At 67.9% G+C, this 25,014-nt stretch carries 22 protein-coding genes; 13 read left to right on the top strand and 9 right to left on the bottom strand.

From position 1 onward, the window contains the following. Window positions 1–8 precede the first annotated feature (8 nt). The 3 genes from HQ325_RS12100 to HQ325_RS12090 all read left to right on the top strand — a co-directional run bounded on the left by HQ325_RS12100 (window position 9) and on the right by HQ325_RS12090 (window position 2,255). A complete protein-coding gene (locus HQ325_RS12100; RefSeq protein ID WP_222629813.1) occupies window positions 9–1,154 on the top strand; it encodes a YbhN family protein in 1,146 nt (381 codons plus the stop codon). A gap of 63 nt (window positions 1,155–1,217) precedes the next feature. Beyond that, window positions 1,218–1,769, top strand: coding sequence for a YceI family protein (locus HQ325_RS12095; protein ID WP_027506170.1), 552 nt, complete (start codon window positions 1,218–1,220; stop codon window positions 1,767–1,769). 87 nt (window positions 1,770–1,856) lie between these two features. Next, window positions 1,857–2,255 (top strand): DUF3054 domain-containing protein, encoded by a 399-nt coding sequence (locus HQ325_RS12090; RefSeq protein WP_222629810.1) that lies wholly within the window; start codon window positions 1,857–1,859, stop codon window positions 2,253–2,255. Between the two features lie 13 nt (window positions 2,256–2,268). On the opposite strand, the gene HQ325_RS12085 is transcribed toward HQ325_RS12090, so the two are convergent. The 3 genes from HQ325_RS12085 to HQ325_RS12075 form a co-directional block, all read right to left on the bottom strand. Further along, entirely contained in the window at window positions 2,269–3,006 is a 738-nt protein-coding gene (locus tag HQ325_RS12085; protein ID WP_222629807.1) for a sulfite exporter TauE/SafE family protein, read from the bottom strand. Between the two features lie 25 nt (window positions 3,007–3,031). Next, window positions 3,032–4,672, bottom strand: coding sequence for a penicillin-binding protein (locus tag HQ325_RS12080; protein WP_222629805.1), 1,641 nt, complete (start codon window positions 4,670–4,672; stop codon window positions 3,032–3,034). A 130-nt stretch (window positions 4,673–4,802) separates the two neighbouring features. Continuing rightward, window positions 4,803–6,704, bottom strand: coding sequence for a penicillin-binding transpeptidase domain-containing protein (locus HQ325_RS12075; RefSeq protein ID WP_374107223.1), 1,902 nt, complete (start codon window positions 6,702–6,704; stop codon window positions 4,803–4,805). Between the two features lie 132 nt (window positions 6,705–6,836). Here HQ325_RS12075 and HQ325_RS12070 point away from each other — a divergent pair, with 132 nt between their 5' ends. The 3 genes from HQ325_RS12070 to HQ325_RS12060 all read left to right on the top strand — a co-directional run bounded on the left by HQ325_RS12070 (window position 6,837) and on the right by HQ325_RS12060 (window position 10,117). Next, window positions 6,837–7,502 carry a hypothetical protein gene (locus HQ325_RS12070; protein ID WP_261778202.1) on the top strand — a complete coding sequence of 222 codons (666 nt, stop codon included), beginning with the start codon at window positions 6,837–6,839 and terminating at the stop codon, window positions 7,500–7,502. A 165-nt stretch (window positions 7,503–7,667) separates the two neighbouring features. Then, window positions 7,668–9,284 (top strand): ABC-F family ATP-binding cassette domain-containing protein, encoded by a 1,617-nt coding sequence (locus HQ325_RS12065; RefSeq protein ID WP_222629802.1) that lies wholly within the window; start codon window positions 7,668–7,670, stop codon window positions 9,282–9,284. A 26-nt stretch (window positions 9,285–9,310) separates the two neighbouring features. Then, complete coding sequence (locus HQ325_RS12060) at window positions 9,311–10,117, top strand: alpha/beta hydrolase (RefSeq protein ID WP_308014491.1); 807 nt, start codon at window positions 9,311–9,313, stop codon at window positions 10,115–10,117. Here HQ325_RS12060 and HQ325_RS12055 read toward each other — a convergent pair. Beyond that, window positions 10,098–10,517 (bottom strand): rhodanese-like domain-containing protein, encoded by a 420-nt coding sequence (locus tag HQ325_RS12055; RefSeq protein ID WP_222629800.1) that lies wholly within the window; start codon window positions 10,515–10,517, stop codon window positions 10,098–10,100. The genes HQ325_RS12060 and HQ325_RS12055 overlap by 20 nt on opposite strands. A gap of 93 nt (window positions 10,518–10,610) precedes the next feature. Between HQ325_RS12055 and HQ325_RS22790 the strand changes: the two genes are divergently transcribed. The 5 genes from HQ325_RS22790 to HQ325_RS12030 all read left to right on the top strand — a co-directional run bounded on the left by HQ325_RS22790 (window position 10,611) and on the right by HQ325_RS12030 (window position 16,928). Beyond that, window positions 10,611–11,069 carry an Lrp/AsnC family transcriptional regulator gene (locus tag HQ325_RS22790; protein WP_222629798.1) on the top strand — a complete coding sequence of 153 codons (459 nt, stop codon included), beginning with the start codon at window positions 10,611–10,613 and terminating at the stop codon, window positions 11,067–11,069. Window positions 11,070–11,345: 276 nt separating this feature from the next. Continuing rightward, on the top strand, window positions 11,346–13,568 hold the full coding sequence (secA2, locus tag HQ325_RS12045; RefSeq protein ID WP_222629796.1) for an accessory Sec system translocase SecA2: 2,223 nt from the start codon (window positions 11,346–11,348) through the stop codon (window positions 13,566–13,568). 131 nt (window positions 13,569–13,699) lie between these two features. Then, the gene (locus HQ325_RS12040; RefSeq protein ID WP_222629794.1) at window positions 13,700–15,475 is read left to right on the top strand and encodes an amidohydrolase family protein; all 1,776 of its coding nucleotides are present in this window, start codon (window positions 13,700–13,702) and stop codon (window positions 15,473–15,475) included. Further along, window positions 15,472–16,077 carry a TetR/AcrR family transcriptional regulator gene (locus HQ325_RS12035; protein WP_222629793.1) on the top strand — a complete coding sequence of 202 codons (606 nt, stop codon included), beginning with the start codon at window positions 15,472–15,474 and terminating at the stop codon, window positions 16,075–16,077. Before HQ325_RS12040 ends, HQ325_RS12035 begins: the two co-directional genes overlap by 4 nt. Further along, on the top strand, window positions 16,074–16,928 hold the full coding sequence (locus HQ325_RS12030) for an alpha/beta fold hydrolase (RefSeq protein WP_222629791.1): 855 nt from the start codon (window positions 16,074–16,076) through the stop codon (window positions 16,926–16,928). Before HQ325_RS12035 ends, HQ325_RS12030 begins: the two co-directional genes overlap by 4 nt. Before the next feature lie 184 nt (window positions 16,929–17,112). Here the strand turns inward: HQ325_RS12030 and HQ325_RS12025 are convergent, their stop codons facing one another. From HQ325_RS12025 to HQ325_RS12005, 5 genes are read right to left on the bottom strand one after another with little or no spacing between them, the layout of a single operon-like run. Next, window positions 17,113–18,225 (bottom strand): ABC transporter ATP-binding protein, encoded by a 1,113-nt coding sequence (locus HQ325_RS12025; RefSeq protein WP_222629789.1) that lies wholly within the window; start codon window positions 18,223–18,225, stop codon window positions 17,113–17,115. Between the two features lie 11 nt (window positions 18,226–18,236). Beyond that, window positions 18,237–19,118 (bottom strand): carbohydrate ABC transporter permease, encoded by an 882-nt coding sequence (locus HQ325_RS12020; protein WP_027506157.1) that lies wholly within the window; start codon window positions 19,116–19,118, stop codon window positions 18,237–18,239. After that, window positions 19,118–20,065, bottom strand: coding sequence for a carbohydrate ABC transporter permease (locus HQ325_RS12015; RefSeq protein WP_222629786.1), 948 nt, complete (start codon window positions 20,063–20,065; stop codon window positions 19,118–19,120). The genes HQ325_RS12020 and HQ325_RS12015 overlap by 1 nt, the downstream gene beginning before the upstream one ends. Then, window positions 20,065–21,414 carry a sugar ABC transporter substrate-binding protein gene (locus HQ325_RS12010; protein WP_222629784.1) on the bottom strand — a complete coding sequence of 450 codons (1,350 nt, stop codon included), beginning with the start codon at window positions 21,412–21,414 and terminating at the stop codon, window positions 20,065–20,067. The genes HQ325_RS12015 and HQ325_RS12010 overlap by 1 nt, the downstream gene beginning before the upstream one ends. 7 nt (window positions 21,415–21,421) lie before the next feature. Next, the gene (locus HQ325_RS12005) at window positions 21,422–22,444 is read right to left on the bottom strand and encodes a sugar-binding transcriptional regulator (RefSeq protein WP_222629782.1); all 1,023 of its coding nucleotides are present in this window, start codon (window positions 22,442–22,444) and stop codon (window positions 21,422–21,424) included. Between the two features lie 69 nt (window positions 22,445–22,513). On the opposite strand from HQ325_RS12005, the gene HQ325_RS12000 reads away from it, so the two are divergent. Beyond that, window positions 22,514–23,536, top strand: a complete 1,023-nt coding sequence (locus HQ325_RS12000) for an NAD(P)-dependent alcohol dehydrogenase (RefSeq protein ID WP_222629779.1) — start codon at window positions 22,514–22,516, stop codon at window positions 23,534–23,536. Further along, entirely contained in the window at window positions 23,533–25,008 is a 1,476-nt protein-coding gene (locus HQ325_RS11995) for a mannitol dehydrogenase family protein (protein WP_222629777.1), read from the top strand. Before HQ325_RS12000 ends, HQ325_RS11995 begins: the two co-directional genes overlap by 4 nt. Window positions 25,009–25,014 lie beyond the last annotated feature (6 nt).

The following is a 25,014-nucleotide window of genomic DNA, read 5'->3' as shown; positions in this document are numbered from 1 at the left end:
TCGGTGCCGTGGTAGTTCCGGAGCAGGGCCGATCCGCTGGGTCGCCCCGCGCCGGTGGCAGATGGCGATGGCTGCGCTGGGTTGCCGCGGTCGCCCTCGTGGCCTTGCTGGTCGGTGAGGGTGTCTACCTGTGGCCGCGCCTGCACGAGTCGTGGCGCGCACTCACCGAGATCCACTGGGGGTGGGCTGCGGCCTGCGTCGTGATGCAGGCGATCTCGCTGTCCGCGTTCGCCCGCGTCCAGAAGCAGTTGCTGCGTGCGGGCGGTGTCCGGGTGTCGCAGCGGCGTTCGCTCTCCGTCATCTACGGCAGCACGGCGATGGCGCTGACACTGCCGGCCGGCCAGGTCTTCTCCACGGCGTTCACCTACCGCGAGACGCGCCGCTGGGGCGCGAGCCCGGTGGTCGCGTCGTGGCAGCTCGCCATCTCCGGCGTCATCGCCGCGCTCGGGCTGGCGGTCCTGGGCGTGACGGGAGCCTTCCTCGTCGGCGGCAGCGCCAACACCCTCGCACTGATCGTCCCCGTCGCCGGCGTGATCGCCCTCATCGCCGGTGTGCGCTACGTCCGCTCGCACCCGCAGTCGATCGTGGGTATCGGCCGCTGGGGGCTGTCGAAGTACAACTCGCTGCGCAACAACGATCCCGAGACCGGCATGGCCCGGCTGGACGAGATCGTCGAGCAGGTGAAGTCGGTGCGTCTCGGTGCCCGCGACGGCACGGTGTCGCTCGGCTTCTCCGCGGTGCACCGCCTCGCGGACGTCGCGTGCCTCGGGTTCGCCTGCTACGCCATCGGTGCGGATCCGAAGATCTACGGGCTCCTCATCGCCTTCTCGGCCAGCAAGACGGTGGGGTCCATCCCCGGTGCGCCCGGTGGTCTGGTCATCGTGGACGCCACTCTCATCGCGACCCTCACCACCGCCGCCAGCATCAGCGCGTCACAAGCGGTCGCGTCCGCGCTGGTGTACCGCCTGGTCAGCTTCATCCTGGTGGCTCTCGTGGGCTGGGTCGTCTTCCTGGTCCTCTTCCGCAAGCACCAGCACGAGGACCTGCACTTCGATCTCGCCGTCGAGCAACGCGAGCGGACGGAACTGCGCGACAGGACCGAACAGCCGTCGGCCACCCACCCACTCGGCAAGGATTCTCCCCCGCGGGAATAGATGCGGACCGCGGTCCGGTTGTGTACTGTGAGGCTTGAACCTTCAACCACACAGGAGTTCGTCATGACTGCAGCAGTGTCCGTCCCCCAGCTCACCGCCGGCACGTGGGCCATCGATGCCACCCACTCGACCGTCGGATTCACCGTCCGCCACCTGATGGTGAGCAAGGTCCGTGGCCGTTTCCAGACCTTCACCGGCACCATCACGGTCGACGAGAACGGCGCGCCCACCATCGACGCCGAGATCGACGTCGCCTCCATCACGACCGACAACGCGCAGCGTGACGGCCACCTGAAGACCGCCGACTTCTTCGAGGTCGAGAAGTTCCCCACTGCCACCTTCCGGTCCACCTCGGTCAAGGCCAAGGGCGACGACTTCGTGCTCACCGGTGACTTCACGCTGCACGGCGTGACCAAGTCCATCGATCTGAACGTCGAGTTCAACGGAGTCAACGCCGGCATGGGCAACGGACCGGTCGCCGGCTTCGAGGCCACCACCACGATCAATCGCAAGGACTTCGGCATCAGCATCGACATGCCCCTCGAGGGTGGCGGCGCCGTCGTCGGCGACAAGATCGGCCTGCTGCTCGAGATCGAGGCCGGCCACCAGGCCTGACCTCCTCCCGGAAAGACCCGCTCGACGCCCGCACAGCCGGCGCCGGTGCGGGTCTTTCCGTGTCTCGGCGCCTCGTAGTCTGGTGGCATGCCCGCGCGCACCCGCACTCCCGCCCTGTCGGCCCTCGCAGTGCCGGCGGTGATCGACGTCGTTCTCGTCCTCGTCTTCAGCGCCATCGGCCGAGGCAGCCACGAGGAGGGCGTGACCGTCGGGGGCACACTGTCGACGGCCTGGCCGTTCCTCGTCGGCCTCGCCGTGGGATGGGCGGTGACCTACGCGCTGTACCGCGAGAAGTTCGTCGCGGTGTCCCTGGTCCCCACCGGGGTGCTCGCGTGGATCGGCGCCGTGGCCGTGGGCATGGTGTTGCGGCAGGTGTCCGGCGAGGGAACGGCCTTCAGCTTCATCGTGGTCGCAACGGTGACGCTGGCGGTGTTCTTGCTCGGGTGGCGACTGGTCGCCCGCCTCGCGCAGCGTCGTCGAGCCTGACCCACACGGTTCCTCAGCCCAGCCACAGCCATGCTGCGAGGCCGAACCCGCACAGCGCCACGGCGATTCGGAGCGGATTCGGCGGGAGGTGGCGCACGATGCGCGGGCCGAGCGTTCCGCCGGCGATGGTGCCGATGCCCATCGCCAGTGCGGCGAGCCAGTTCACCTGGCCGGAGAACGCGAAGATCACCGCGGCGACCAGATTGGCCACGCCCAGCAGGTAGCTCTTGAGGAGCGTTGCGCGCCAGACGGGTTCGGCTGTACAGATCAGCGTCAGAGCCATGAAGATGACGCCTGCACCCGCACCGAAGTAGCCGCCGTAGATCGCGACGAGGAAGACCGCGCTCGGGTACAGCACCGGGAACGTCCGGTCACCGGCGAGGATGCGGATCCGCGGCTGCAGCAGCATGGCGACGGACGCGAGGACGACGAGGATCGGGACGACCGCCTCGAACGTCTCCCCTGGCGCGCGCAGCAGGACGACGGCTCCCGCGATGCCGCCCAGCGCGGCCCACAGGGTGAGCCAGAGCAGCGAACGACCGCTCTTGGCAAGCTCTTTGACCGACGACGCGGTGGCACCGACACCGGCCCCGACGAGTGCGACCGTGTTGGTCACGTTGGCCGCGACCGGTGGCAGACCCACCGCCAGCAGCGCGGGGTACGACACGAGCGACGCCAGGCCGGTGATGTAGCCGATGACTCCGGCACCGAAGCCCGCCGCGATCAACAGGACGAACTCGGCGACGGTCACGGGGTGAAACGTAGCAAGCCGGTGATCACTCCGACGGAGAGGCCAACTCGCGCATCAACATGTTCGTCATGCGCGCCGCGGCATCGGTCCCGTCGGCGTCCTCGATGTAGACCGCGAAGGCGAGATCGCCCTTCGTGCCGAGGAACCAACGATCGTCCCCGTTGTCTCCGGCGAGCCCGGTGACCGACGGATCGCTGACGCCCTCGCTGCGGGCGGTGTCACGCAGAGTGTTCCGCAGCGAGGTCAGTACGGCCGGGGCGACGGGTGACCCCGCCCCGGAGACGGCAGCGGGTACGCCACCGACGATCATCGGAGCCGGTGCCGAACCACGAGCGACGGACGATGCCATCTCGGCGAGGCCGAAGGGCGTGACCTTCATGTCCGGTGCGGACGACGTTCGACTGACACCCCGGAACTGGTCCATGGCCGACTGGCCGTCCGGAAGCGAAGCGGTGACGACGTCGAGACCGGGGATGTCGAACGAGGTGCCCAACCCGAACTGCCTTGCGGCATCGGAGAATCCGATCTTCTGACGATCGGCCGATGCCTCGATCACGTCCACCAACGTTCCGGCCGGATAGAGGCCGGTGAACGCCGGCGTGCCCTCGTCGTTGGCGTAACTGTTCTGCGCGGTGGCGACGACGGCGCCGGTGGACGGCTTCATGACCACGATCGAGGCCGGGGTCCCGACGCTGACGGCGGCGGTCTCCGCGGCGAGCTGCACGGCCGGGTCGAGAGTGGACGTGATGTCGGGTGATCCCGGACCCTGGAAACCTGCCAGGCGGGTGGTCTCGCCGTCGGTGTCCGCGACCTCGACGGCCCAGCCCGCGGTGGCGTCGCGGGAGTCCTGCCACACGGTCCGCAGCGAGTCCAGTACCGGCGACGTCAGCCGCCGGTCACCGGCGATGAGCTTGGGTTCCGCGTAGAGGACCACACCGGGGATCGCACGCAGGTCGTCCTCCAGCACGGCGTAGTCGTCGGCACGCAGGTTCACGGCGGTGATCACCGCGCCGGGATCGGCGGCGGCGTCGGACTGCAACGACTCGGACGTGATGAGCGGCGCCACGACGTCGATGACGTCGGCGAGGCGGGACGTCGTGTCGGCCAGGTCGGAGGTGGCGGAGGGATCGAGCCGCACGGAGGCGACGTTCTGTTCCGCCATCATCACGGCGCCCGAGGCGTCCAGCACGCGCGGCGCCGGTGCATCGGTGCGGGCGTAGCGGACGGAACCACCGGCACGAAGGTCCGGGGCCAGGATCGACGGATCCCACGAGATGCGCCAGCCGACGCCGAGCTTGCGCGTCGTCCCCTGGGTGGTGACGCGCCACTCGCGCGTGTCCTGGCCGCGGGGCTCGCCGAAGGACCAGGTGGAGTCGACGGTGAAGAAGCCGGACTCGTCGTCCAGCCCGATGTACTGCGACATGCGGCTCGTCGAGACCCCGGGGCCCATCGAGTCGACCATGGCGCCGATCGTTTGGGCCGCGGCATTGGGGTAGGAGGTCAGCGCGGCGGCCGCGGCCACGTCACGTTGATCGAGGGCAGCGACGAACCGGTCCACCAGCACCGCCGCCTCACTGCGAGGCTTGTTCACCACGAACGAGGCGACAGTCGCGAGCGACACGAACACTGCGAGCAGCGCGACGATGTACCTGGAACGCAGAACCATGCACCAATAATCACATGAGTCACACCAGTAACACAGCACGGTGAGCACTCGGACCGGTCACGATCCGGTCACCCCGTGCGCCTTGTGCGTATCCAGGGGTGCGCAAAAGGCGCACAGGGCCGAAGGCCACTCAGCGCAGGAAGGACCCCGCCACCGTCAGCGCCGGCGCGGAGGAGTCGCCGCCCTCGACGAACACGGCGAACGCCAGGTCACCGCGGATGCCGACGAACCAGCCGTGCGCCGGGCCGCTCGCGACCTCGGCGGTGCCGGTCTTACCGAGCAGTCCGTCGATGTCCTGCAACTGCGTCGCCGTACCCGCGGTGACCGTCTCCCGCATCATGGCGCGCAGCTGGTCGGTCACCTCCGCCGGCGGGGCTGCGACGGTGCGATCCGCGGTACCGGGTCGTCCGGTGATCATGGTCGGCGACGGGGTCGATCCGTCCGCGATGGACGCCGCGACGAGGGCCATCCCGAACGGCGACGCGGTGACGGTGCCCTGCCCGATCGCGCTCTCGACGCGCTCGGCCGGCGTCGTCGCGGGCGGAACACTGCCGGTCACGGTGGTGAGCCCCGGTGTCAGGTAGTCGACGCCGAGACCGAACTGCAGGGCCGCCTGCTGCAGCGCGTCGTCGGGCAGATCGACGGCCAGCTGACCCATGGTGGTGTTGCACGAACGCGCGAATGCCGTCTGCAACGGAACCGATCCCAGGTCGAAGTTGTCGTCGTTGGGGATGGTCCGGCCCTCGATGTTCGCGGATCCGGGGCACGGCACCACGGTCGTGGGGGTGACGGTGCCCGCCTGCAGTGCCGCCGACGTGGTGACGGTCTTGAAGGTGGAGCCCGGCGGGTACAGGCCCGTGAGGGCGATCGGACCCTGCGCGTCCGCGGCCGAGTTCTGCGCGACGGCCACGACATCCCCGGTGGAGGGCCGGATCGCCACGACGGCGGCGGCGTTCGGTGTCGACGCGAGGGCGTTCTCCGCCTTCAGCTGCAGCAGTGTGTCGAGCGTGACCTGGATGTCCGGGCCGACGGTCGCCTCGACGCCGGTCACCCGTTGTGCGACGGAACCGTCGGCGGCCACCAACTGCACGGCCCACCCGGCGGTATCGTCCTGCTGCTCCTGCCACAGCTGCGCCACGTCGTTCAGCGCGGGAGAGGACAGCGCGCGATTCTCGGTGAGGAGCCGTGTCTGCGGCGCCAGAGTGACGCCGGGCAAGGCGGAGAGCAGGGACTCGATGGGGGCGAGATCCTCCTGCCGCAGGCTCACGGCAGTCACCGACGGAGCGCTCGACTGCGCGACACGAAGGGACTCGGCCGTGACCGTCGGTGCGAAGGGTGACACCAGTGCCGCGACAGCGCCGGGATCGGCGGTCTGGTCGAGATTCACCAGCGTCACGACCTGCTGCGACATGAGCGGCGCTCCCGAGGTGTCGACGACGCGGGGCGCGGTCGACGCGGTGACCGGGGTGTAGCGGACCGTCGTCTCCGGGGTCAGACCCGGCACGACGACTCCCGGGTTCCAGGTGACCTTCAGCCCCTGTCCGCTGTCGGCGACGGATCCGGTCGTCGTGTAGGTCCAGACGCGTTCCGCCTCCGCCGGGGCCGAGGTGGTGGCGGCTGCCGTCGTGGTCGCCGTCGCGGAGGCGGTGCCGGTCGCGGGTACCTCCGCCTCCTCGGGTGGCGCGAAGGACCAGGAGGCGGACAGTGTGAACGTCTGCTGCTCGTCGTCCGCCTGACTCACCGTGAAACGCGGTGTCGCCGTGACCGTTCCGCCACCGCCGAGTCCGTCGTACATCTGCGTGAGCACCTCGGTCGCTGCCGCCGGATCCGAGGTCAACTCTGCCGCGGCTCCCACGTTCTGCGTGCTCAGCGCTTCGGCGAACTGATCGGCCGTCACGCGTGACGCGGGGGGCTCGTCGGCACTGCACGCGGTGGCGGCGAGCGCGACCGCGATGGTCGCGGCGGCGAGACGGAGTCCACTGCTGGAGGACGGGCCGAATCGGCGGGACGGTCGAGACATCAGCGAAGGCACGCACTGATAGTGCCCCACCGATCCGTCGGTCACACGACGCGACGATCTCTTGACGCTCGACGCGACGTGTGTAATCTTGTAATCACTGGCGTTGTAATCAAGTAATCGCGCCACTGACGAGAGTAGAACACCATGAATCACGAGAACTTCCCATTCGGCGAACATCCCTTCGGTCGAGGTGACGCACCCCGACGCAGCGGACCGCACGGACACGGCCGCGGCCGCGGCGGAAAGCGCGGTGAACGCGTCGGCCGGCCCGGCGGATGGCAGCAGAAAGACGTACCCGACGCGGGCGATGCGGAACAGTGGTTCCTGGGCCGCCTGCCCGACGACTGGTTCGACGGCACCGCCACGGTCGAGGTCGACCGCGAGGAGATCGTCGTGATCGGCGAGCTGAACGCCCCCGAGTCCGATGCCGGCGTCGAGGGCCGCATCGCTCGATTCCGCGAGTCCACCCGCGACGACCGGATGCGTATCGCCGACGAGGCCGAGGCCCGCTACGGCCGCAAGGTCGCCTGGGGTGTCACCATCGACGGCGACACCACCCTCTTCACCCACCTCGCGGTGCCGGTCATGACCCGACTGCGTCAGCCCGAGCGCAAGGTGCTCGACACGCTCGTCGACGCCGGCGTCGCACGCTCGCGCGCCGACGCGCTCGCCTGGGCCGTACGCCTGACCGGCGACCACATCGACCCGTGGCTCGCAGAACTGCGCGAGGCCATGGCGAAGGTGGACGACCTGCGGGCCCAGGGACCCGACGTCCGGAACACCAACACCCGGGACGACGAGACCGACTGATGCACAGTCACATTCGATATCACTGTTGACCGTTCCACGCGGCCGACCTACAGTGTGTGACTCATCGTCCCCGACGAACGGACAGGCAGTTGCTCCTCTCGTAAGTAGTGCGGATCCCACCGACGCGCACGTCGCGGTGGCACGACACTCCTCTCGAGGTGCTCCATGTCAGTATCACCCTCCGTCGTTCTCTCCGATCTCACCTTCTCCTGGCCCGACGGCCGGCCTGTCCTCGACGGCCTGGACGCGTCGTTCATGCCGCGTCGGACCGGCCTCGTCGGCACGAACGGAGCGGGCAAATCCACTCTGCTGCACCTGATCACCGGGCGGTATCGACCGCAGCGCGGGTCGGTGCGCGTCACGGGCACCGTCGGCCATCTTCCCCAGCAGGTGGTCACGAACGTCTCGGACACCGTCGCCGATCTCCTCGGTATCGGAGACGTCCGACAGGCCCTGGCACGCATCGAGCACGGCAGCACCGATTCCGACGACTTCACCGTCGTCGGTACGGACTGGGACGTCGAGGAGCGCACTCTCGCGTTGCTCGACTCGGCCGGCCTCGGCGAGAGTCTCGGCACGGCAGCAGATCTCGATCGACCGATAAGAACCCTGTCGGGGGGCGAGTCGACGCTCGTCGCACTCGTCGGTCAGGTGATCCGGCGGCCCTCCGTTCTGCTTCTCGACGAACCGACCAACAACCTGGACGGACGAGCTCGATCCGCTCTGAGACGAGTACTCGACGAATTCTCCGGCGCCGTCGTCGTCGCGAGTCACGACCAGGGCCTGCTCGACACCATGGACGACATCGCCGAACTCCACTCGGTACGGTCGTCGCCCGCGTCGCTCCGGATGTTCGGCGGCAACTGGACGCACTACCGGAACGTCGTGGAGGGCGAGCAGGAGGCGGCGCGGGCCGCGGCGCGGTCGGCCGATCAGGATCTGCGCCGGCAGAAGCGGGATCTGGTCGAGGCGCAGATCACCGTGGCCCACCGGCGACGCATGGGGGCGAAGGCATCTCGCGAGAAGCGGGTACCGAAGATCGTCGCCAACAACCGGCGCAGCGCCGCACAGGAGTCGGCTGCCAAGTACCGCATCGGACACGAGGACCGTGTGGCGGATGCGCGCGCCCGCGTCGACGAGGCGCACGAGATGATTCGTGACGACACCGAGATCGTGGTGGATCTTCCCGAGACGGCGGTGCACGCGTCGAAGTCGGTGGCGTCGACGGGCGAGATGCTGCTCGATCTTGACGGTCGGTACCCGGACAGGACGGTCGAGCTCACCGTCGTGGGCCCGGAACGCATCGCGCTCGTCGGGGACAACGGAGTCGGCAAGACGACGCTCCTACGGGCTCTGTCGTCGTCGGTACCGACGGCGGTCCTGCCGCAGTCGCTCGACGTGTTCGACGACGACGCGTCCGTGGTGGAGAACGTCCGCCGCGCGGCACCGGACACCTCGATCACCAACGTCCGAACTCGGCTCGCTCGCTTCCTCTTCCGCGGTCGGCGGGCCGACGCGGTGGTGCACACCCTGTCGGGCGGGGAACGGGTGCGCGCGGCCCTCGCGATGCTGCTGCTGGCCGATCCGGCACCGCAGTTGCTGATCCTCGACGAACCCACGAACAATCTCGACGTCGCGTCGAGGACGCACCTGAGCACGGCGCTGTCGTCGTACCGGGGAGCCCTGATCGTGGTCAGCCACGACGAGGCGTTCCTCGATGCGCTGGGAATCACGCGGCGGGTCGATCTCACCAGCGACGGGCTCACCTCGACGTCCGCCTGAGATTGTTCACCTGCGACCATGTCACCGTGGACTTCGCAACGAACCCGGTGGACGGCACCCGCATCGCCTGGTCGGTGACGGGTGACCCCGCCGGCCCGCCGGTGATGCTGGTGCACGGCAGCCTGTTGTCGCACCAGATCTGGCGCACGTTCGGATACGTGCGCGCGCTGTGCGACACCTACCGCCTGATCCTCGTGGACCAGCGTGGACACGGACGGAGCGACGCTCCTCGCACCGTCGACAGCTATTCGATGGACCGTGTCAGCGAGGATCTGGTCGCCGTCCTGGACGCCGCGGACGTGGCCGCCGCGCACTACGTCGGCTACTCGTTCGGCGGGCGGTCCGGCCTCAATCTGGTCACCCGCACTCCCCAGCGTGTCGCATCACTCGTCGTGGGCGGAGCCGGATCGGGGCCGCAGAAGGGCGCGCTGGACAGCCTGTTCTTCGACGGCAGCGCCGACGTCCTCGCCGAACGGGGAATGGACGGCTTCGTGGACGAGTGGTCGAGTCGCCGGGGCTTCCCGGTAGACTCCGGCACCCGAGCCGCGTTCCTACGCAACGACTCCGAGGCACTGGCCGCGTACTTCCGAGCATCGGACGACGATCCCGGCATCGCCGACGACGCCGTCCGCGCCATCACGGCGCCGACACTGTTCTACGTCGGTTCGCGCGACGTCCAGCGTATCGACGACACCCGACGCACCGCATCGTTGATCGCCGGCTCCGAGTACGAGGAGCTGCGTGGGTACGACCACGCGACGGCCGTGGCTGCGCCGGAGGCCGTCGAGCTCGTGTCCGGGTGGCTGAGTGAGGTCACGTCGTCGGAGCGGTGAGTGGATCGGGTGCTCGCCGTGTACGTCCGGTGTCGGACACAACGGCGAAACCCTCCCGTGTCCAGTACTCGAATCCCCCGATCAGCTCCCGCACGCGGGAGTAGCCGAGGCGACTGAGCGTCAGGGCCGCTCGGGTGCTGCCGTTGCATCCCGGTCCCCAGCAATAGACGACGATGTCGGCGTCGCGATCCGCCTCCACCTCGGCGATGCGCGTGCCCACATCGGCCCCGACGATGTGCACCGCTCCGGGAATGCGTCCCGCACTCCAGGACGCGTCCGAACGAACGTCGATGAGCAGCGGCCCCGCACCGCGGGATCGCTCGGCGGCAAGATCGGCGGGATCTGTCTCGAACCTCAGTTTCGCGGCGAAGAAGTCGGCGGCGGACGGTGTCTGTTCCATGACCTCAGCCAATCCTGTTCGGGCGACTGGGAGAAGTGGTGATCACCGGCTGATCGCACGATCCGGCGTCGATCGGCCGGTATCGGTTTCTTTGTGCCGCGTAATCCATACCCCGAGGTCGACGAGATCGACCGACGACTGCTGGACGAGCTGCAGAGTGACGGGCGCGCGAGCGTTGCACATCTGGCCCGAGTGGTAAACCTGTCGTCGAGTGCGACGGCCGACCGCGTCCGTCGCCTGACCGACATCGGCGTCATCACCGGCTACTCCGTCACTGTCGACACCGAGGCTTTCGGCTACACGGTCTCGGCGTTCGTCCGCCTGGCGTACCCGTCGGGTAATTACGGTCCGTTCGACGCACTGGTGGCGTCCACCCCGGAGATCATCGAGGCGCATCACGTCACGGGTGACGACTGCTTCATCATCAAGGTCCTCGCCCGCTCGATGCGGGATCTCGAACGTGTCACCGGCCGGCTCGCCACCCTCGGCTCCATCACCACTAACGTCGTGTACTCGAGCCCACTCCCCAGTCGGCGCATCACTCCTGCGTGACGGCCCCCCGGTGGCCTGGACCTTCGAACAACGCACGTCGCGCAGCCATGCGATGCCCACGGTGACCATGGTGAACGTCGTCCTCTCTAGCCGTCCGGCCGCGACCGTCTCAGATGAGGCGGTTCCCGCGTCGGACGCGCTGCGACAACGGGTGTGCGCACCCCTTCTAGTGACCGCACACCCCTCCCCACCGGCAGCAGAGGGTGTGCGGTCACCGATAGGGGTGTGCACACGGCTTGTGACCGCACATACGAGGCCGTCGGTAGCCTGGCGAACATGGCGTCACGGTTCTGGTCCCTGCTCGGTCGTTCGGTCGCGAAGGGGCATGCGCGGTCGCAAGGTGCCGTGGAGGCAGCCCGGGCGCTCGAGGAGCGCCACAGCGACCTCGACGCGGACGGCCTGCGTGCAGCCGCCGATGACCTACGACTAGCCGGAACGCTCGACGTTCCCGCATTCTTCGCTCTCGCCCGCGAGGCATCCGATCGCGCATTGTCCCTGCGGCCCTTCGATACTCAGCTCTACGGAGCCGTACGGCTGCTGGAGGGCGACGTCATCGAGATGGCGACGGGTGAGGGGAAGACACTCTCCGGCGCCGTCGCGGCCGCCGCCTACGTGCTGCAGGGCAGGGACGTGCACGTGGTGTCGGTCAACGACTTCCTCGCTCGACGCGACGCCGAGTGGATGAGCCCGTTCTACGACGCGCTCGGAGTCACGGTCGGGTGGATCACGGCGGAGTCGACGGCGGACGAGCGGCGCGCTGCCTACGGGTGCGACGTCACCTACGCCTCGGTCAACGAGGTGGGCTTCGACGTACTGCGCGACCATCTCGTCGACGACGTCGACACGCTGGTCTCCCCCACCGCGGACGTCGCCATCGTCGACGAGGCCGACTCGGTGCTCGTCGACGAAGCTCTGGTGCCCTTGGTTCTCGCCGGCTCGATCGATCAGGACGTGTCGGCCGACGACGTGCTCGACGCCGTGCGATCCCTCGACGCGGACACCGACTGGGAGGTCGACGCCGAGCGTCGCAACGTGTTCCTGACCGATGCCGGGGCCGAGAAGCTCGAGGACGCACTGGGCGGGATCGATCTCTACAGCGAGGAGCACGTCGGCACCACGTTGGTGCGCGTCAATCTCACCCTGCACGCAGAGGTGTTGGTACGCAGGGACGTCGACTACATCGTGCGGGACGGTCGGGTACAGCTGGTCAACGCCTCCCGCGGCCGTGTCGCGGAGCTGCAGCGTTGGCCGGACGGTCTCCAGGCCGCGGTCGAAGCGAAGGAAGGCCTGGCGCGCACGGAGACTGGGCAGGTCCTCGACACCATCACCGTGCAGGCCCTGATGGGTCGGTACCGCCGCGTGTGCGGAATGACCGGAACGGCTCTGGCAGCAGGAGAACAGCTTCGGACGTTCTACGGCCTCGGGGTGTCGGTGGTCGAGCCGAACGAGCCGCTCGTCCGCGTCGACGAGGTCGACCGCGTGTACGCCACCGCTCCCGAGAAGAACGCGGCCGTCGTCGCCGCGGTGCTGGAAGCCCACGCCACGGGGCAGCCCGTGCTCGTCGGGACGCACGACGTCGAGGAGTCCGAGTCGCTGGCCGCCCGGCTCGAGGACGCCGGAGTGCCGGTGGTCGCCCTCAACGCGAAGAACGACGCGGAGGAGGCCGAGATCATCGCGCGGGCCGGACTGCGCGATGCGGTGACCGTCTCGACCCAGATCGCCGGCCGCGGAACCGACATCAGGCTCGGAGACGGCGTGACCGACCTCGGCGGCCTTCTCGTGATCGGCACGGCGCGGTACGTCACCGAGCGTCTCGACAACCAGCTACGGGGACGCGCAGGGCGACAGGGTGATCCGGGCCGCTCCGTGTTCTTCGCCAGTTGGGACGACTCGCTGGTGACGCGTTATCTGGAGAAGAGCGATCGACCCGGCCACCCCGACGACACGGGTTTCCTCGAGTCGGAGGTCGCGGCCAAGCGCATCGACCACGCGCAGCGCATCGCGGAGGGCGCGATGCTCGACACCCACGCGTCCACCTGGCGGTACAACCAACTGACCGCCCAGCACCGCGACATCCTCGACACGCGTCGGGCCGCGCTGCTCGGCACCGACGAGGCGTGGGACCTGCTGGCCACCCGCAATCCCGAGCGTGCCGCGGAACTGGAGGCCGTCGACTCCGACGCCCGCGTACGCGCCGCCCGGCGCATCGTTCTCCACCATCTCGATCGCGCGTGGTCGGACTACCTGGCGCACCTCGGCGATGTCCGCGAGAGCATTCATCTCCGGGCACTCGGCCGGCAGAACCCGCTCGACGAGTACCACCGCATCGCGATCGAGGCGTTCGCCGAGGTGCAGTCGCGTGCCCTCGAGGAGTCCGACCGCACCTTCCTGACCTCGACGATCGACGACGACGGCGTGGACCTCGAGTCGGCGGGGCTGGTGCGTCCGTCCTCGACCTGGACCTATGTGCGCGAGTCGCACCGTCCTCTCGCGTTCTGAGTGGCCTCCGGCCCCGTGCGCCGTTTGCGAATCTCTGGATACGCAAAAGACGCACAGGGGACGAAGTCCCACTATTGCGAGTGATCACTCTCTAAGTTACGGTGAGCCCATCGCACAGTGATGGAGGTCACATGAACGAGTCGCACTTCGATGTGGTGATCAGCGGCGGGACCGTCTTCGACGGCGACGGTGGACCGGGGGTTCGCCGGGATGTCGGCATCGTCGACGGGGTGGTCCGCGCCGTCTCCTCGGACGCGCTGGCCGTCGGACCGGACACCGAGGTCATCGACGCCACCGGCCAGTGGGTCATGCCGGGCTTCGTCGACGTGCACACCCATTACGACGCGGAGGTCCTGGTGGGTCCGGGCCTGAGCGAGTCGGTCCGCCACGGCGTGACGACGGTGCTGCTCGGCAATTGTTCGCTCTCCACTCTGTACTCGACTCCCGTCGACATCGCCGACCTGTTCAGCCGCGTCGAGGCCCTCCCCCGTGATCACGTGCTCAAGGCCGTCGACACGCACAAGACGTGGAAGGGTCCCGAGGACTACATCGCCGCGCTCGAACGACTTCCGCTCGGACCGAACATCGCTGCACTGGTGGGCCACTCGGATCTGCGCGCCCACGTCATGGGACTCGACCGGTCGACCGACCGCTCCCAGCGTCCGACGCGCGAGGAGACGGCGCAGATGGAGGACGCACTCGGGAAGGCACTGGACGCCGGCATGCTCGGCATGTCCACGATGACCAATCCCTGGGACAAGCTGGACGGCGACCGATACCGCTCGCGCTCGCTGCCGTCGTCCTACGCATCGTGGTCGGAGTTCCGCCGCCTGCACAAGATCCTGCGGCGCCGCGGCCGTCTCCTGCAGAGCATCCCGAACCTGAACACCAAGTACGACATGGTGTTCTTCCTCGGCGCCGCAACGGGCATCGGCCGACGCGCACTGAAGGTCTCGTTGCTCGCCGCTGCCGACGCCAAGGCGTCGCCGTGGATCCACCACATCTTCGGTCCTCTCGCCGCGATCGTGAACGGACCTGGCAAGGGCCAGTTCCGCTGGCAGCACCTGCCCACGACGTTCGACGTCTACTCCGACGGAATCGACCTGGTCGTGTTCGAGGAGTTCGGTTCCGGCAGAGCAGCTCTGCACCTGCGTGAAGAGCTCGGCCGTAACGAACTGCTGAAGGACGAGGCCTACCGGCGCTGGTTCCGCGCGGACTTCGAGAAGAAGTTCTCCTCCCGCGTGTGGCACCGGGACTTCGGCGACGTCATCATCACCGAGTGCCCCGACTCGTCCGTCATCGGCAAGAACATCGCCGAGTTGGCGCAGGAGCAGGGAATCCACGTCGTCGACGCGTTCCTCGACCTGGTGGTCGAGCACGGCCGGAAACTACGCTGGCACACCACGATCGCCAACCACCGCCGTAAGCAGATGGACAAGCTCATCACGAAGCCCGGCGTGACGGTGGGGTTCTCCGATGCCGGGGCGCACCTGCGGAACATGGCGTTCTACAACTTCGGGATCCGCCTGCTCCGTCGGGTGCACGACGCGCACGAGTCCTTCCTGACAGTGGGCCAGGCAGCGCACAAGCTGAGCGGCGAATTGGCCGACTTCTACGGCGTCGACACCGGGCACCTGCGCCTCGGTGACCGTGCGGACATCGTCGTGGTGAACCCGGCGGGACTGACGGACGAGGTCGACGCCTACAACGAGGAGTCGATGCCCGAGTTCGGCGGGCTGAGTCGGATGGTCAACCGTAACGACACCGCGGTCACCGCGACGCTCGTCGGCGGACGAGTCGCGTACCGCGAGGGCCGATTCGCCTCCTGGTTCGGTGTGTCCGAGCGCGCCGGCCGATTCCTGCGAGCGGGCGTGAGGACACCTGCGGCCACTACCGTGTCCGTGTGAGACGAACGCAGGAGCAGCGCCGGACCGACACCATCGCGCGCCTCCTCGACGCGACCATCGCGTCGCTGTGCGAGAGGGGCTACGCCGCGACGACGGTCAACGAGGTGGTGACCCGCGCGGGTGTGTCGTCGGGCGCGCTCTTCCGGCACTTCCCCACGCGTCTCGATCTCGTCGTGGCCGCGGCGGACGAGGTCCGGAGGCGCCAGTTCGAGGAGTTCCGCGCCGGGCTGTCCGGCTTCGGCTCGGCGTCCGTCGAGCACTGCCTGACGTTGCTGCGTGCCGCGTGCCGGGCGCCCATCAACGGCGCGTGGTACGAGCTGCTCATCGCCGCCCGGAGTGACGATGCACTGCGGGAGCGTCTCGTTCCGTTCACCGTGCGCTACCACCAGGAGATCACCTACCTCGGACGCTCGCTGCCGATCGCGGGCACGATTCCCGCGGCGGAACTCGATACGGTGCTGTTCACGGTGGTACACCTCCTCGACGGGGAAGCTCTCTCCGCCGTGGTGCATCCGCAGCCCGAGCAGGACGAGGTGCGGCTGCACCTCGTCGCGCGACTGCTCCGAGGAGAGTCGCTGTACAGAAGAAGCGAGGCAGGATGACCGAGCCGCACAGCAGGTGGACCGCTCACTCGACGGGTGCCGCACTGGCCGTGTTCGAGTACGGCGACCCGGAGTCGGACACGACGGTGCTGCTCGTGCACGGGTATCCGGACGACCAAACCATGTTTCACCCGATGATCGACGCCATCGGTGATCGCGCCCGCGTCATCGCCTACGACACCCGCGGTGGTGGCCGCACCGTCGTCGAGCACCCCGAACGGTCCGAGTCGTTCGCCATCGAACGCCTGGCCGACGATACCTATGCGGTGGTGGAGTCCATCCCCGATCTCCGCGGACCGGTCCACGCCTTCGCCCACGACTGGGGTTCGGTGCAGATGTGGGAACCGATGCGCGATCCCCGCGCCGCCGAGGTGTTCGGATCGTTCACGTCCGTCTCCGGTCCCAGCATCGACCACCTCCGCGAGACGTCGCGTCGGCGCGGTCTGCGGCCCACCCAGTGGCCGTCGGTGCTCGGTCAGCTCGCCCGGTCCTGGTACATCTGGGGCTTCCACGTGCCGGTCCTGGGGAAGTACGTTCCGACCCTGTTCGTCCAGGCCGGTCCCGCGGACCCCGCTCCCGCCGCGGATCCGCTGAACATGCAGCGCGGTGTCGAGCTCTACCGCGCCAACATCATTCGGCGCATGCTGTCCGGACCACCACCGCGGTGCGACGTGCCCACACTCGTCGTCGTTCCGCTGAAGGATCGCTTCCTGTCCCCCGATCTGGTCGAGGACATCGACCGCTGGGTCCCCGACCTCACCGTCCTCGAGGTCGACGCGAAGCACTGGTGGCCCTGGAGCCACCCGGGAGACGCGGCGGACGTGCTGCTCGACCACGCCGGCCGGGGCTGAGGGCCCGCCAGCGAGTGTGAGCACACATCATCGACGAACAATCCGCCGATCCGCAGATTCATCGGCGATCGTGTGGCCTCACACTCGCAGACGAGGAGCGGCGGCGTCCGGATCGAAGTTGGACGGGTGTGGGAACGGTCTTCCCGGCACGTTCCCACACCCGAGTCTTGCCCCCTGCTGCTGCTCAGGCCCCGATCCGCTCCCCCGAGGTCGGGTGGAACAGGTACGCGGTGCCCTCCTGCTTGGTCAGCGTGACCTTCTCGCCGATCCGCGCGGGTGCCCTTCTGGGTGAGCGTGCCACGATCGTGGCCGGTGTGCCGTCCGAAGCGCGGATCCGGGTGTCGTCGAAGCTGGCGTAGAGGTAGCTCTCGTTGCCGAGCTCCTCGACGAGGTCGACGGTGACCAGCAGTCCCTCGTCGTCCGCCGAACCGATCGCGAGCTGTTCGGGACGCAGGCCGAGGGTCACCTCGTCGAGTCCCGCCGCGGCGATCGCAGTCAGCTGGTCGCGCTCGAGCGGCACGGTACGCTCGCCGACCTTCAGGCCACCGGACACGACGGGCACCGTGAACAGGTTCATCGCCGGCGAGCCGATGAAGCCGGCCACGAAGGCGTTGACCGGGTGGTCGTAGAGCTCGGTCGGCGCGGCGAACTGCTGCAGCTTGCCGTCCTTGAGGATCGCGACGCGGTCGCCCATCGTCATGGCTTCGACCTGGTCGTGCGTGACGTAGACGGTGGTCGTCCCCAGCCGACGCTGCAACGCGGCGATCTGCGTGCGCGTCTGCACCCGCAGTTTGGCGTCGAGGTTCGACAGCGGCTCGTCCATGCAGAACACCTGGGGCTCACGGACGATCGCGCGGCCCATGGCGACACGCTGCCGCTGACCACCGGAGAGCTTGCCGGGCTTGCGATCCAGGTACTCGGTGAGGTCGAGGAGCCGGGCCGCCTCGGCGACGCGGGCCTGACGCTTCTCCAGGCTGACCCCGCGCATCTTGAGCGCGAAGCCCATGTTCTCGCCGACGGTCTTGTTGGGGTAGAGCGCGTAGTTCTGGAACACCATCGCGATGTCGCGGTCCTTGGACGGCACACCGACCATGTTCTTCCCACCGATCTCGATGGCGCCGCCGTCGATCTCCTCGAGGCCGGCGAGCATGCGCAGCGCGGTGGACTTCCCGGAGCCCGACGGTCCGACGAGGACGACGAACTCGCCGTCCTGGATGTCGAGGTCGAGTGAGTCGACCGCGAGCTTGTCGGCGCCGTCGTAGATGCAGGACGCTTGCTTGTACGAGATTGCAGCCATGGTTCTTTCTCCTACTTGATGGCGCCGAAGGACAGGCCGCGCACGAGCTTGTTCTGCGCGAACCATCCGGCGAGGACGACGGGGAGGGCTGCGAACGTCGCAGCAGCGGAGAGCTGGGCCCAGTACAGGCCCTGCCCGGTGATGAAGCCGACGAGGTAGACCGGAATCGTCTGTGCCTGAACGGCGGTGAGGTTGACGGCGAAGAAGAACTCGTTCCACGAGAAGATCACACAGATCAGCGAGGTGGCCGCGATGCCGGGCGAGACCAGCGGCAGGATGACCTCCCGCACCGATGTCCACAGCGAGGCACCGTCCATGCTCGCGGCCTCGAGCAACTCGCTCGGGACCTCGAGGAAGAACGACCGCATCATCCACACCGCGATCGGCAGATTCATCGCCGTGTACAGGATGATGAGCGCCCAGATGTTGTCGAGCAGACCGATGTCCCCGACGATGACGTACAGCGGCACGATGGCCGCCACGACCGGCAGCATCTTCGTCGAGATGAAGAAGAAGAGCACGTCCTGCGTCTTCTTCACGGGACGCAGCGACAGGGCGAATGCAGCCGGGACACCCAGCAGCAGAACGAGAATAGTGGACACGACGGTCGCGAAGGCCGAGTTGAGCAGCGTGGTGCCGATGCCGCTCTCGAGAACGCCGCGGTACTGGTCGAGGGTCGGGGTGAAGAAGATCTTCGGCGTCGCGGTGTACGCATCGGCTTCCTGCTTGAACCCGGTGATGACCATCCACAGGACCGGGAAGAAGAAGGCGATGCCGGCGACCCAGGCGACGAAGGACCAGATCGATCCGGGCCCCCATCGCTTCTTGCGTGTGATCGGCGCGGTGACGCTCGGAGTTCCGCTGCCGGCGCTCCGCTCGGTGGTGGTACTCATCAGGCAGCCTCCTCTTTCCCGCTGAAGCTCGTGAAGATCAGTCGCAGCGCCAGTGTGCTGACGACGATGGTGGCCACCACGGTGACGACGCCCATGGCCGCGGCCTGGCCGATGTCGAAGCCGAGGAACGCACGTTGGTAGATGTAGAACGGCAGGTTCGACGACGCCACACCCGGGCCGCCGGACGTCATCATGTAGACGGCGTCGAAGGTGTTGATGAGGTAGATGGCGCCGAGCACCGCGCCGAGCTCGATGAAGCGTCGCAGATGCGGCAACGTCAACTCGCGGAACAGCTTGAAGGGCCCGGCACCGTCCACCCGCGCCGCCTCCGCGATGTCCTTGGGCATGGACTGCAGTCCCGCCAGGATCAGCAGCATCATGAAGGGGGTCCACTGCCAGACCAGGTTGGTCATGACCGCGGCGAGCGGGAACCGCGAGACCCAGTCGATCTGGTCCACCCCGAACGGGCTGAGCACGAAGTTGATGAGGCCGAACACCGGATCGAACATGGTGGTCTTCCAGATCAGTGCACCGGCGACCGGGGTGATGAGGAACGGAGTGATCAGCAGGGTGCGAATCAGACTGCGACCGATGAACTTACGGTCCAGCAACAGTGCGAGCACCAGGCCCAGCGCCACCGAGATGATCACCGTGCCCACGATCATGATGACCGTGTTGAACGCGACCGAGCGGAACTGACTGTCCCGGAACACGTCCACGTAGTTGTTCAGACCGTTGAACTCCCGCGATCCCGGGCGCACCAGGTTCCAGGACTGCGTCGAGTAGTACAGCGTGAACAGGAACGGGATCTGCGTGACGACGATCGCGAAGACCATGGCCGGCAGCAGGGGACCGCGTCGCCGCCACCCCTCCGCCTTCGAGATCACCCGTTCGCGAGGAACGAACGGCGTCTCGGATCTCGCCGAGCCGACTTCGGTCGTGGTCATCACTGATCCTCCTGATACGTCTTGCCGACCACTTCGGCGTACTGCTGCGCTTGAGCGAGCGCGTCCTGGACGCTGATCTGTCCAGCCACGGCGGCGCTGATCTGCTGACTGACCCGGGTGCCGAGGTCCTGGAACTCGGGGATCGTGAGGAACTGGACGCCGGTGTAGGGCACCGGATCGACCGTCGGGTTCAGCGGGTCGGCGTTGTTGATCGAGTCGAGCGTGACCTGACCGAAGGCGGCCGACGCCTCCTTGTACTCCGGGATCTCGTAGGTGGACAACCGGCTTCCCGGCGGCACCCGCTCCCAGCCGAGCTCGGTGCCGACCTTCTTCAGGTAGTCCTTGTTCGTCATCCACGACACGAACTTCCAGGCGTCGTCCGGACTCTCCGACGTGGTCGGGATACCGAGCGACCAGGAGTACAGCCACCCGTTGTCGCCCTTGACCGCCGACGGCGCCTTGGCGTACCCGATCTTGCCGACGACGTTGCTCGACGTGGGGTCCTCGAGCACCGACACCGCCGAGGTGGCGTCGTACCACATGGCCGTGTTGCCCTGTGCGAGTTGCGTTCCGCACTCGCTGAAGCCGCTCGTCGCCGCGCCGGCCTGTCCGTGCGACCGGACCAGGTCGACGTAGAACTGCACGGCTTCCTCGACCTGCGGGCTGTCGAGTTGCGCGTTCCAGTTCTCGTCGTACCACCGGCCGCCGAAGGCGTTGATGACGGTGTCGAGGGGCGCGAGCACCTCGCCCCAGCCGGGCTTGCCACGCAGGCAGATGCCGGACATGCCCGGGCGGTCGAGTGTCGCGGCGGCCTCGGCCACCTGGTCCCAGGTGGGCTCGGCCGGCATCGTGATGCCCGCTTCCTCCATCAGGTCCTTGCGGTACATGAGGAAGGACGACTCACCGTAGAACGGCACCGAGTACATGCTGCCCTCGTAGGAGAGCGACTCCTTGAGCGACGGGATGAAATCGTCCTCGTCGTACCCCGGTGTGGCCTGCGCGTACTCGGACAGGTTGGTGAGCCACCCGTTCTCGGCCCACTGCGGCGTCTCGTAGTTGCTGATCATCACCACGTCGAACTCACCACCGCCCGTGGCCACCGACGCCGTGATCTTCGCGCGCGCCTCGTTCTCGGACAGCGAGACGAACTTCAGGTTCACACCCGGGTTCTCGGCCTCGAATTCCGGTGCGAGCGAGATCGCGTCGGACATCTGGGAGTTGGAGACGATGGCCACGGTGATGGTCGTACCGCCACCGTCACCTCCGAACGATCCCGCGCCCGCGCAGCCGCTCGCCGTCAGCACGGTGGCTGCGGCGAGGGCGGCGAGTGGGACGAATCGTGATGTCACGTCGGTACTACCTCGATTCCTTCATGGGGTTGCTGCCGTGCTCGTCGAGAAGGTCCAGAGCACAAGCGATATCGGTCACCAGGACGGTGGCGAGACGGCCGCGCAGAGCGGCCCGGATCGCGGCGTGCTTGCGCGCACCGCCGGAGATGAGGAGTGTGGTGGCGCAGTTCCGGATGTCGTCCAGCGGCACCGAGACGGTGCGGTCGGTCAGCGAGCTGTCGACGTCGGCGCCGTCGGAGTCGAAGAACCGACCGCCGATCTCACCGACCGCACCGAGTCGGCCGAGTTCGGTCAGGAGGTCGGCATCGAGGAAGCTTCCTTCGAACAGCGTCGTCGACGTCGAGACCGGGCCCAGTCCGAAGAACATGAGATCCGCGGTGCGTCCGGCGTCGAGTGCCTTGGACATCAGCGAGTCCTGTTGGAGCGCGACGACTGTCGCCGGGTCGGCGTAGAGAGGGGCGTTGAGCCGCATCGGAGTCGCCTGCAGTTGCTCGGCGCAGCGGGTGAGGACGAAGTCGACCCCGGTCTGGTAGTCCGCGGTGCTCATGGATCCGTCCAGCTGCACCACGCGGGCGCACCGGCTGCCGCGTCCCTGGAGCGACTGCGCCACCGCGACCGTCTCCGGCCCCCACGTGAAACCGAGTGTGTGAGCAGGCTGCACGCGCCGGGTGAGGATGCCCGACGCGGCGCGCCCCACCGCGTCGTACCGACCGCCGGCATCGTCGATGGTCGACGTGACCACCAGCGCCTCGTCCAGGCCGTACCGCTCCTCGAGTCGACGTTCGAGATCGGTGTGCACCGATCCGCTGATCTCCTCGGGCACGTGGATCTCGATGCGCACGAGCCCGTTCGCCCGAGCCCGAGCGACGAGTCGACCTGCCGTGGGACGGGAGACCCCGAGCTTGGTGGCGATCTCCGCCTGGGTCGCGCCCTCGACGTGGTACATCGTCGCCGCACGCAGCGCGAGCCTCAGCTCGTCGCTCGAACTCGGCGTCGTCACGATGTCACTCCCGGTCGTCGAGGTGAGCATTTGCTCACCTGGTGTTCATCTGCTCACTTAAGCTAACATCCAGGTGTGATCCACACAACAGTCGATTCCATGCGTGCCGCAGTTCTCACCGAACCGGGACACATCGGGACGCAGACGCGACCTGTGCCGACGCCGAACGCAGGTGACGTCCTCGTCCGGGTGGCATCCGTCGGAGTCTGCGGATCGGATGCGCACTACTACCGCGAGGGTCGCATCGGCGACTTCGTCGTCGAGTCGCCGCTCGTTCTGGGCCACGAGGCGTCGGGTGTGATCGTCGCCGTCGGTGACGGCGTCTCCCCTCGGCGAGTGGGGTCGCGGGTGTCCATCGAGCCGCAGCGACCCGATCCAGACAGTCGCGAGACGCGCTCGGGCCACTACAACCTGTGCCCCCACATGGAGTTCTATGCGACCCCTCCCGTGGACGGTGCCCTCTGCGAGTACGTGACCATCGGATCCACGTTCGCGCACGACGTCCCCGACTCGGTGTCCGACGACGCCGCGGCCCTGTTCGAGCCGCTGTCGGTGGCCATCGCGACCGCACGCAAGGCCGGGATCACCGGGGGCTCCCGAGTGCTGATCGCGGGCGCCGGGCCGGTCGGAGTGCTCACGGCCCAGGTCGCACGCGCCTTCGGCGCGACGGAGATCGTCGTGTCGGACATCTCGGCCGACCGCCGCGCCAACGCCACGCGGTACGGTGCGACCCGCGTGATCGACCCGGCGGCCGAGTCGGTGCACGACCTCGATGTCGACGCGTTCGTCGACGCGTCCGGCGCACCCCGCGCAGTGCAGGACGGGATGCGCGCCGTGCGCCCTGCGGGCAGAGTGGTGCTCGTGGGCATGGGAGGCGACGAGTACCCGATTCCCGTGTCGGTGATCCAGAACCGCGAACTGTGGGTCACCGGCGTCTTCCGCTATGCCGACACCTGGCCCACCGCACTGGAACTCGTCCGTACCGGACGGGTCGAGCTCGACAGCATGGTCACGGGCCGGTTCGACCTGGACCATGTCGACGACGCATTGAACCACGACCGCACCGACGGCAGCATCAAGGCTGTCGTCACCGTGACACCCAGTCAGGAGACTCTCTCGTGAAGCTGTCCGCCGCCACCCTCGACCAGCTTCCCGACGACGTGGACGTGCCACGGTACGACCGCTCGTCGATCACCACCGGGATCGTCCACTTCGGAGTCGGCGGCTTCCACCGTGCGCACCAGGCGATGTACGTGGACCGGCTGCTGCGCACCGACTTCGACTCGGCGTCGGCGTGGGGCATCTGCGGTGTGGGCGTGCTGCCGGGTGATCGCCGCATGAAGGACGTCATGGACGCCCAGGACTGTCTCTACACCCTGGCGCTGCGGCACTCCGACGGCTCGTGGGACACCTCGGTCATCGGATCCATCACCGAGTACCTCTTCGCGCCGGACGATCCCGAGGCGGTGATCGAGAAGCTCGCCCACGCCGACACCCGCATCGTCTCTCTCACCGTCACCGAGGGCGGCTACAACTTCTCGGCCACCACGGGCGAGTTCGACGCCGAGAACCCGGCTGTGCGAGCGGATCTGGCCCCCGGTGCGGTACCGGGCACGACCTTCGGGCTGGTGTGCGAGGCGTTGTCCCGCCGGAAGGATCGCGGGCTCGCGCCGTTCACCATCATGTCGTGCGACAACATCGAGGGCAACGGACACATCGCCCGGTCGACCTTCACCGCGTTCGCCCGCCTGAAGGATCCCGCACTGGCACAGTGGATCACGGACACCGCGCAGTTCCCCAACTCCATGGTCGACCGCATCACACCCGTCACCACACCCGACGTCGTCGAGGAGCTCGCCTCCCGGTACGACCTCGAGGACCAGTGGCCGGTGGTCGCGGAGCCGTTCACCCAGTGGGCGCTCGAGGATCACTTCACCCTCGGCCGGCCGCCGTTCGAGGATGTGGGCGTGCAGGTGGTCGACGACGTCACCCCGTACGAGCTGATGAAGCTGCGCCTGCTCAACGCGAGCCATCAGGCCCTCTGCTACGTCGGGTACCTCAGTGGTTACCGGCTCGTGCACGACGTGACGCAGGACGCACTGTTCGCCGAGTTCCTGTTGCGCTACATGGACGAGGAAGCCACTCCCACACTGCAGCCGGTTCCCGGAATCGACCTGGCCGAGTACAAGAAGACGCTGATCGAGCGCTTCTCCAATCCGGAGATCCGGGACACCGTGGCCCGGCTCTGCGCCGAGTCGTCGGACCGGATCCCGAAGTGGCTGGTTCCGGTGGTGCGCACGAACCTGAAGTCCGGCGGACCGGTTGCATTGTCCGCCACGGTGATCGCGAGCTGGGCGCGCTACGCCGAGGGAGTCGACGAGCAGGGTGAGCCCATCGAGATCGTCGACCGTCTGAAGGACACGCTCACCCCGCTGGCTCGGCAGCAGCACGAGGACCCCCTCGCGTTCGTGCGGAACCGCGAGTTGTTCGGCGATCTGGTGGACGATCCACGCTTCGTCGACGCCTACACGTCGGCTCTCGACTCCCTGCACACCCGCGGAGCCCGCGCCACCGTGGAATCGTCGGTTCGCTGACGCCCG

The organism is Rhodococcus sp. BP-349 (assembly GCF_019835845.1).
In the GTDB taxonomy this organism is placed as follows: Bacteria; Actinomycetota; Actinomycetes; order Mycobacteriales; family Mycobacteriaceae; genus Rhodococcoides.
The sequence above is the reverse complement of the archived record's forward strand: the minus strand, read 5'-3'. Positions and strand labels throughout refer to the sequence as shown.

What these genes read in the sequence shown, in the direction of transcription:
- HQ325_RS12095 (WP_027506170.1), top strand. Translation starts at nt 1,218, where the DNA reads ATGACTGCAGCAGTGTCCGTCCCCCAGCTCACCGCCGGCACGTGGGCC.
- HQ325_RS12090 (WP_222629810.1), top strand. Translation starts at nt 1,857, where the DNA reads ATGCCCGCGCGCACCCGCACTCCCGCCCTGTCGGCCCTCGCAGTGCCG.
- HQ325_RS12080 (WP_222629805.1), bottom strand. Translation starts at nt 4,672, where the DNA reads ATGGTTCTGCGTTCCAGGTACATCGTCGCGCTGCTCGCAGTGTTCGTG.
- HQ325_RS12070 (WP_261778202.1), top strand. Translation starts at nt 6,837, where the DNA reads ATGAATCACGAGAACTTCCCATTCGGCGAACATCCCTTCGGTCGAGGT.
- HQ325_RS12065 (WP_222629802.1), top strand. Translation starts at nt 7,668, where the DNA reads ATGTCAGTATCACCCTCCGTCGTTCTCTCCGATCTCACCTTCTCCTGG.
- HQ325_RS12055 (WP_222629800.1), bottom strand. Translation starts at nt 10,517, where the DNA reads ATGGAACAGACACCGTCCGCCGCCGACTTCTTCGCCGCGAAACTGAGG.
- secA2 (WP_222629796.1), top strand. Translation starts at nt 11,346, where the DNA reads ATGGCGTCACGGTTCTGGTCCCTGCTCGGTCGTTCGGTCGCGAAGGGG.
- HQ325_RS12040 (WP_222629794.1), top strand. Translation starts at nt 13,700, where the DNA reads ATGAACGAGTCGCACTTCGATGTGGTGATCAGCGGCGGGACCGTCTTC.
- HQ325_RS12030 (WP_222629791.1), top strand. Translation starts at nt 16,074, where the DNA reads ATGACCGAGCCGCACAGCAGGTGGACCGCTCACTCGACGGGTGCCGCA.
- HQ325_RS12025 (WP_222629789.1), bottom strand. Translation starts at nt 18,225, where the DNA reads ATGGCTGCAATCTCGTACAAGCAAGCGTCCTGCATCTACGACGGCGCC.
- HQ325_RS12020 (WP_027506157.1), bottom strand. Translation starts at nt 19,118, where the DNA reads ATGAGTACCACCACCGAGCGGAGCGCCGGCAGCGGAACTCCGAGCGTC.
- HQ325_RS12015 (WP_222629786.1), bottom strand. Translation starts at nt 20,065, where the DNA reads ATGACCACGACCGAAGTCGGCTCGGCGAGATCCGAGACGCCGTTCGTT.
- HQ325_RS12005 (WP_222629782.1), bottom strand. Translation starts at nt 22,444, where the DNA reads ATGCTCACCTCGACGACCGGGAGTGACATCGTGACGACGCCGAGTTCG.
- HQ325_RS12000 (WP_222629779.1), top strand. Translation starts at nt 22,514, where the DNA reads ATGCGTGCCGCAGTTCTCACCGAACCGGGACACATCGGGACGCAGACG.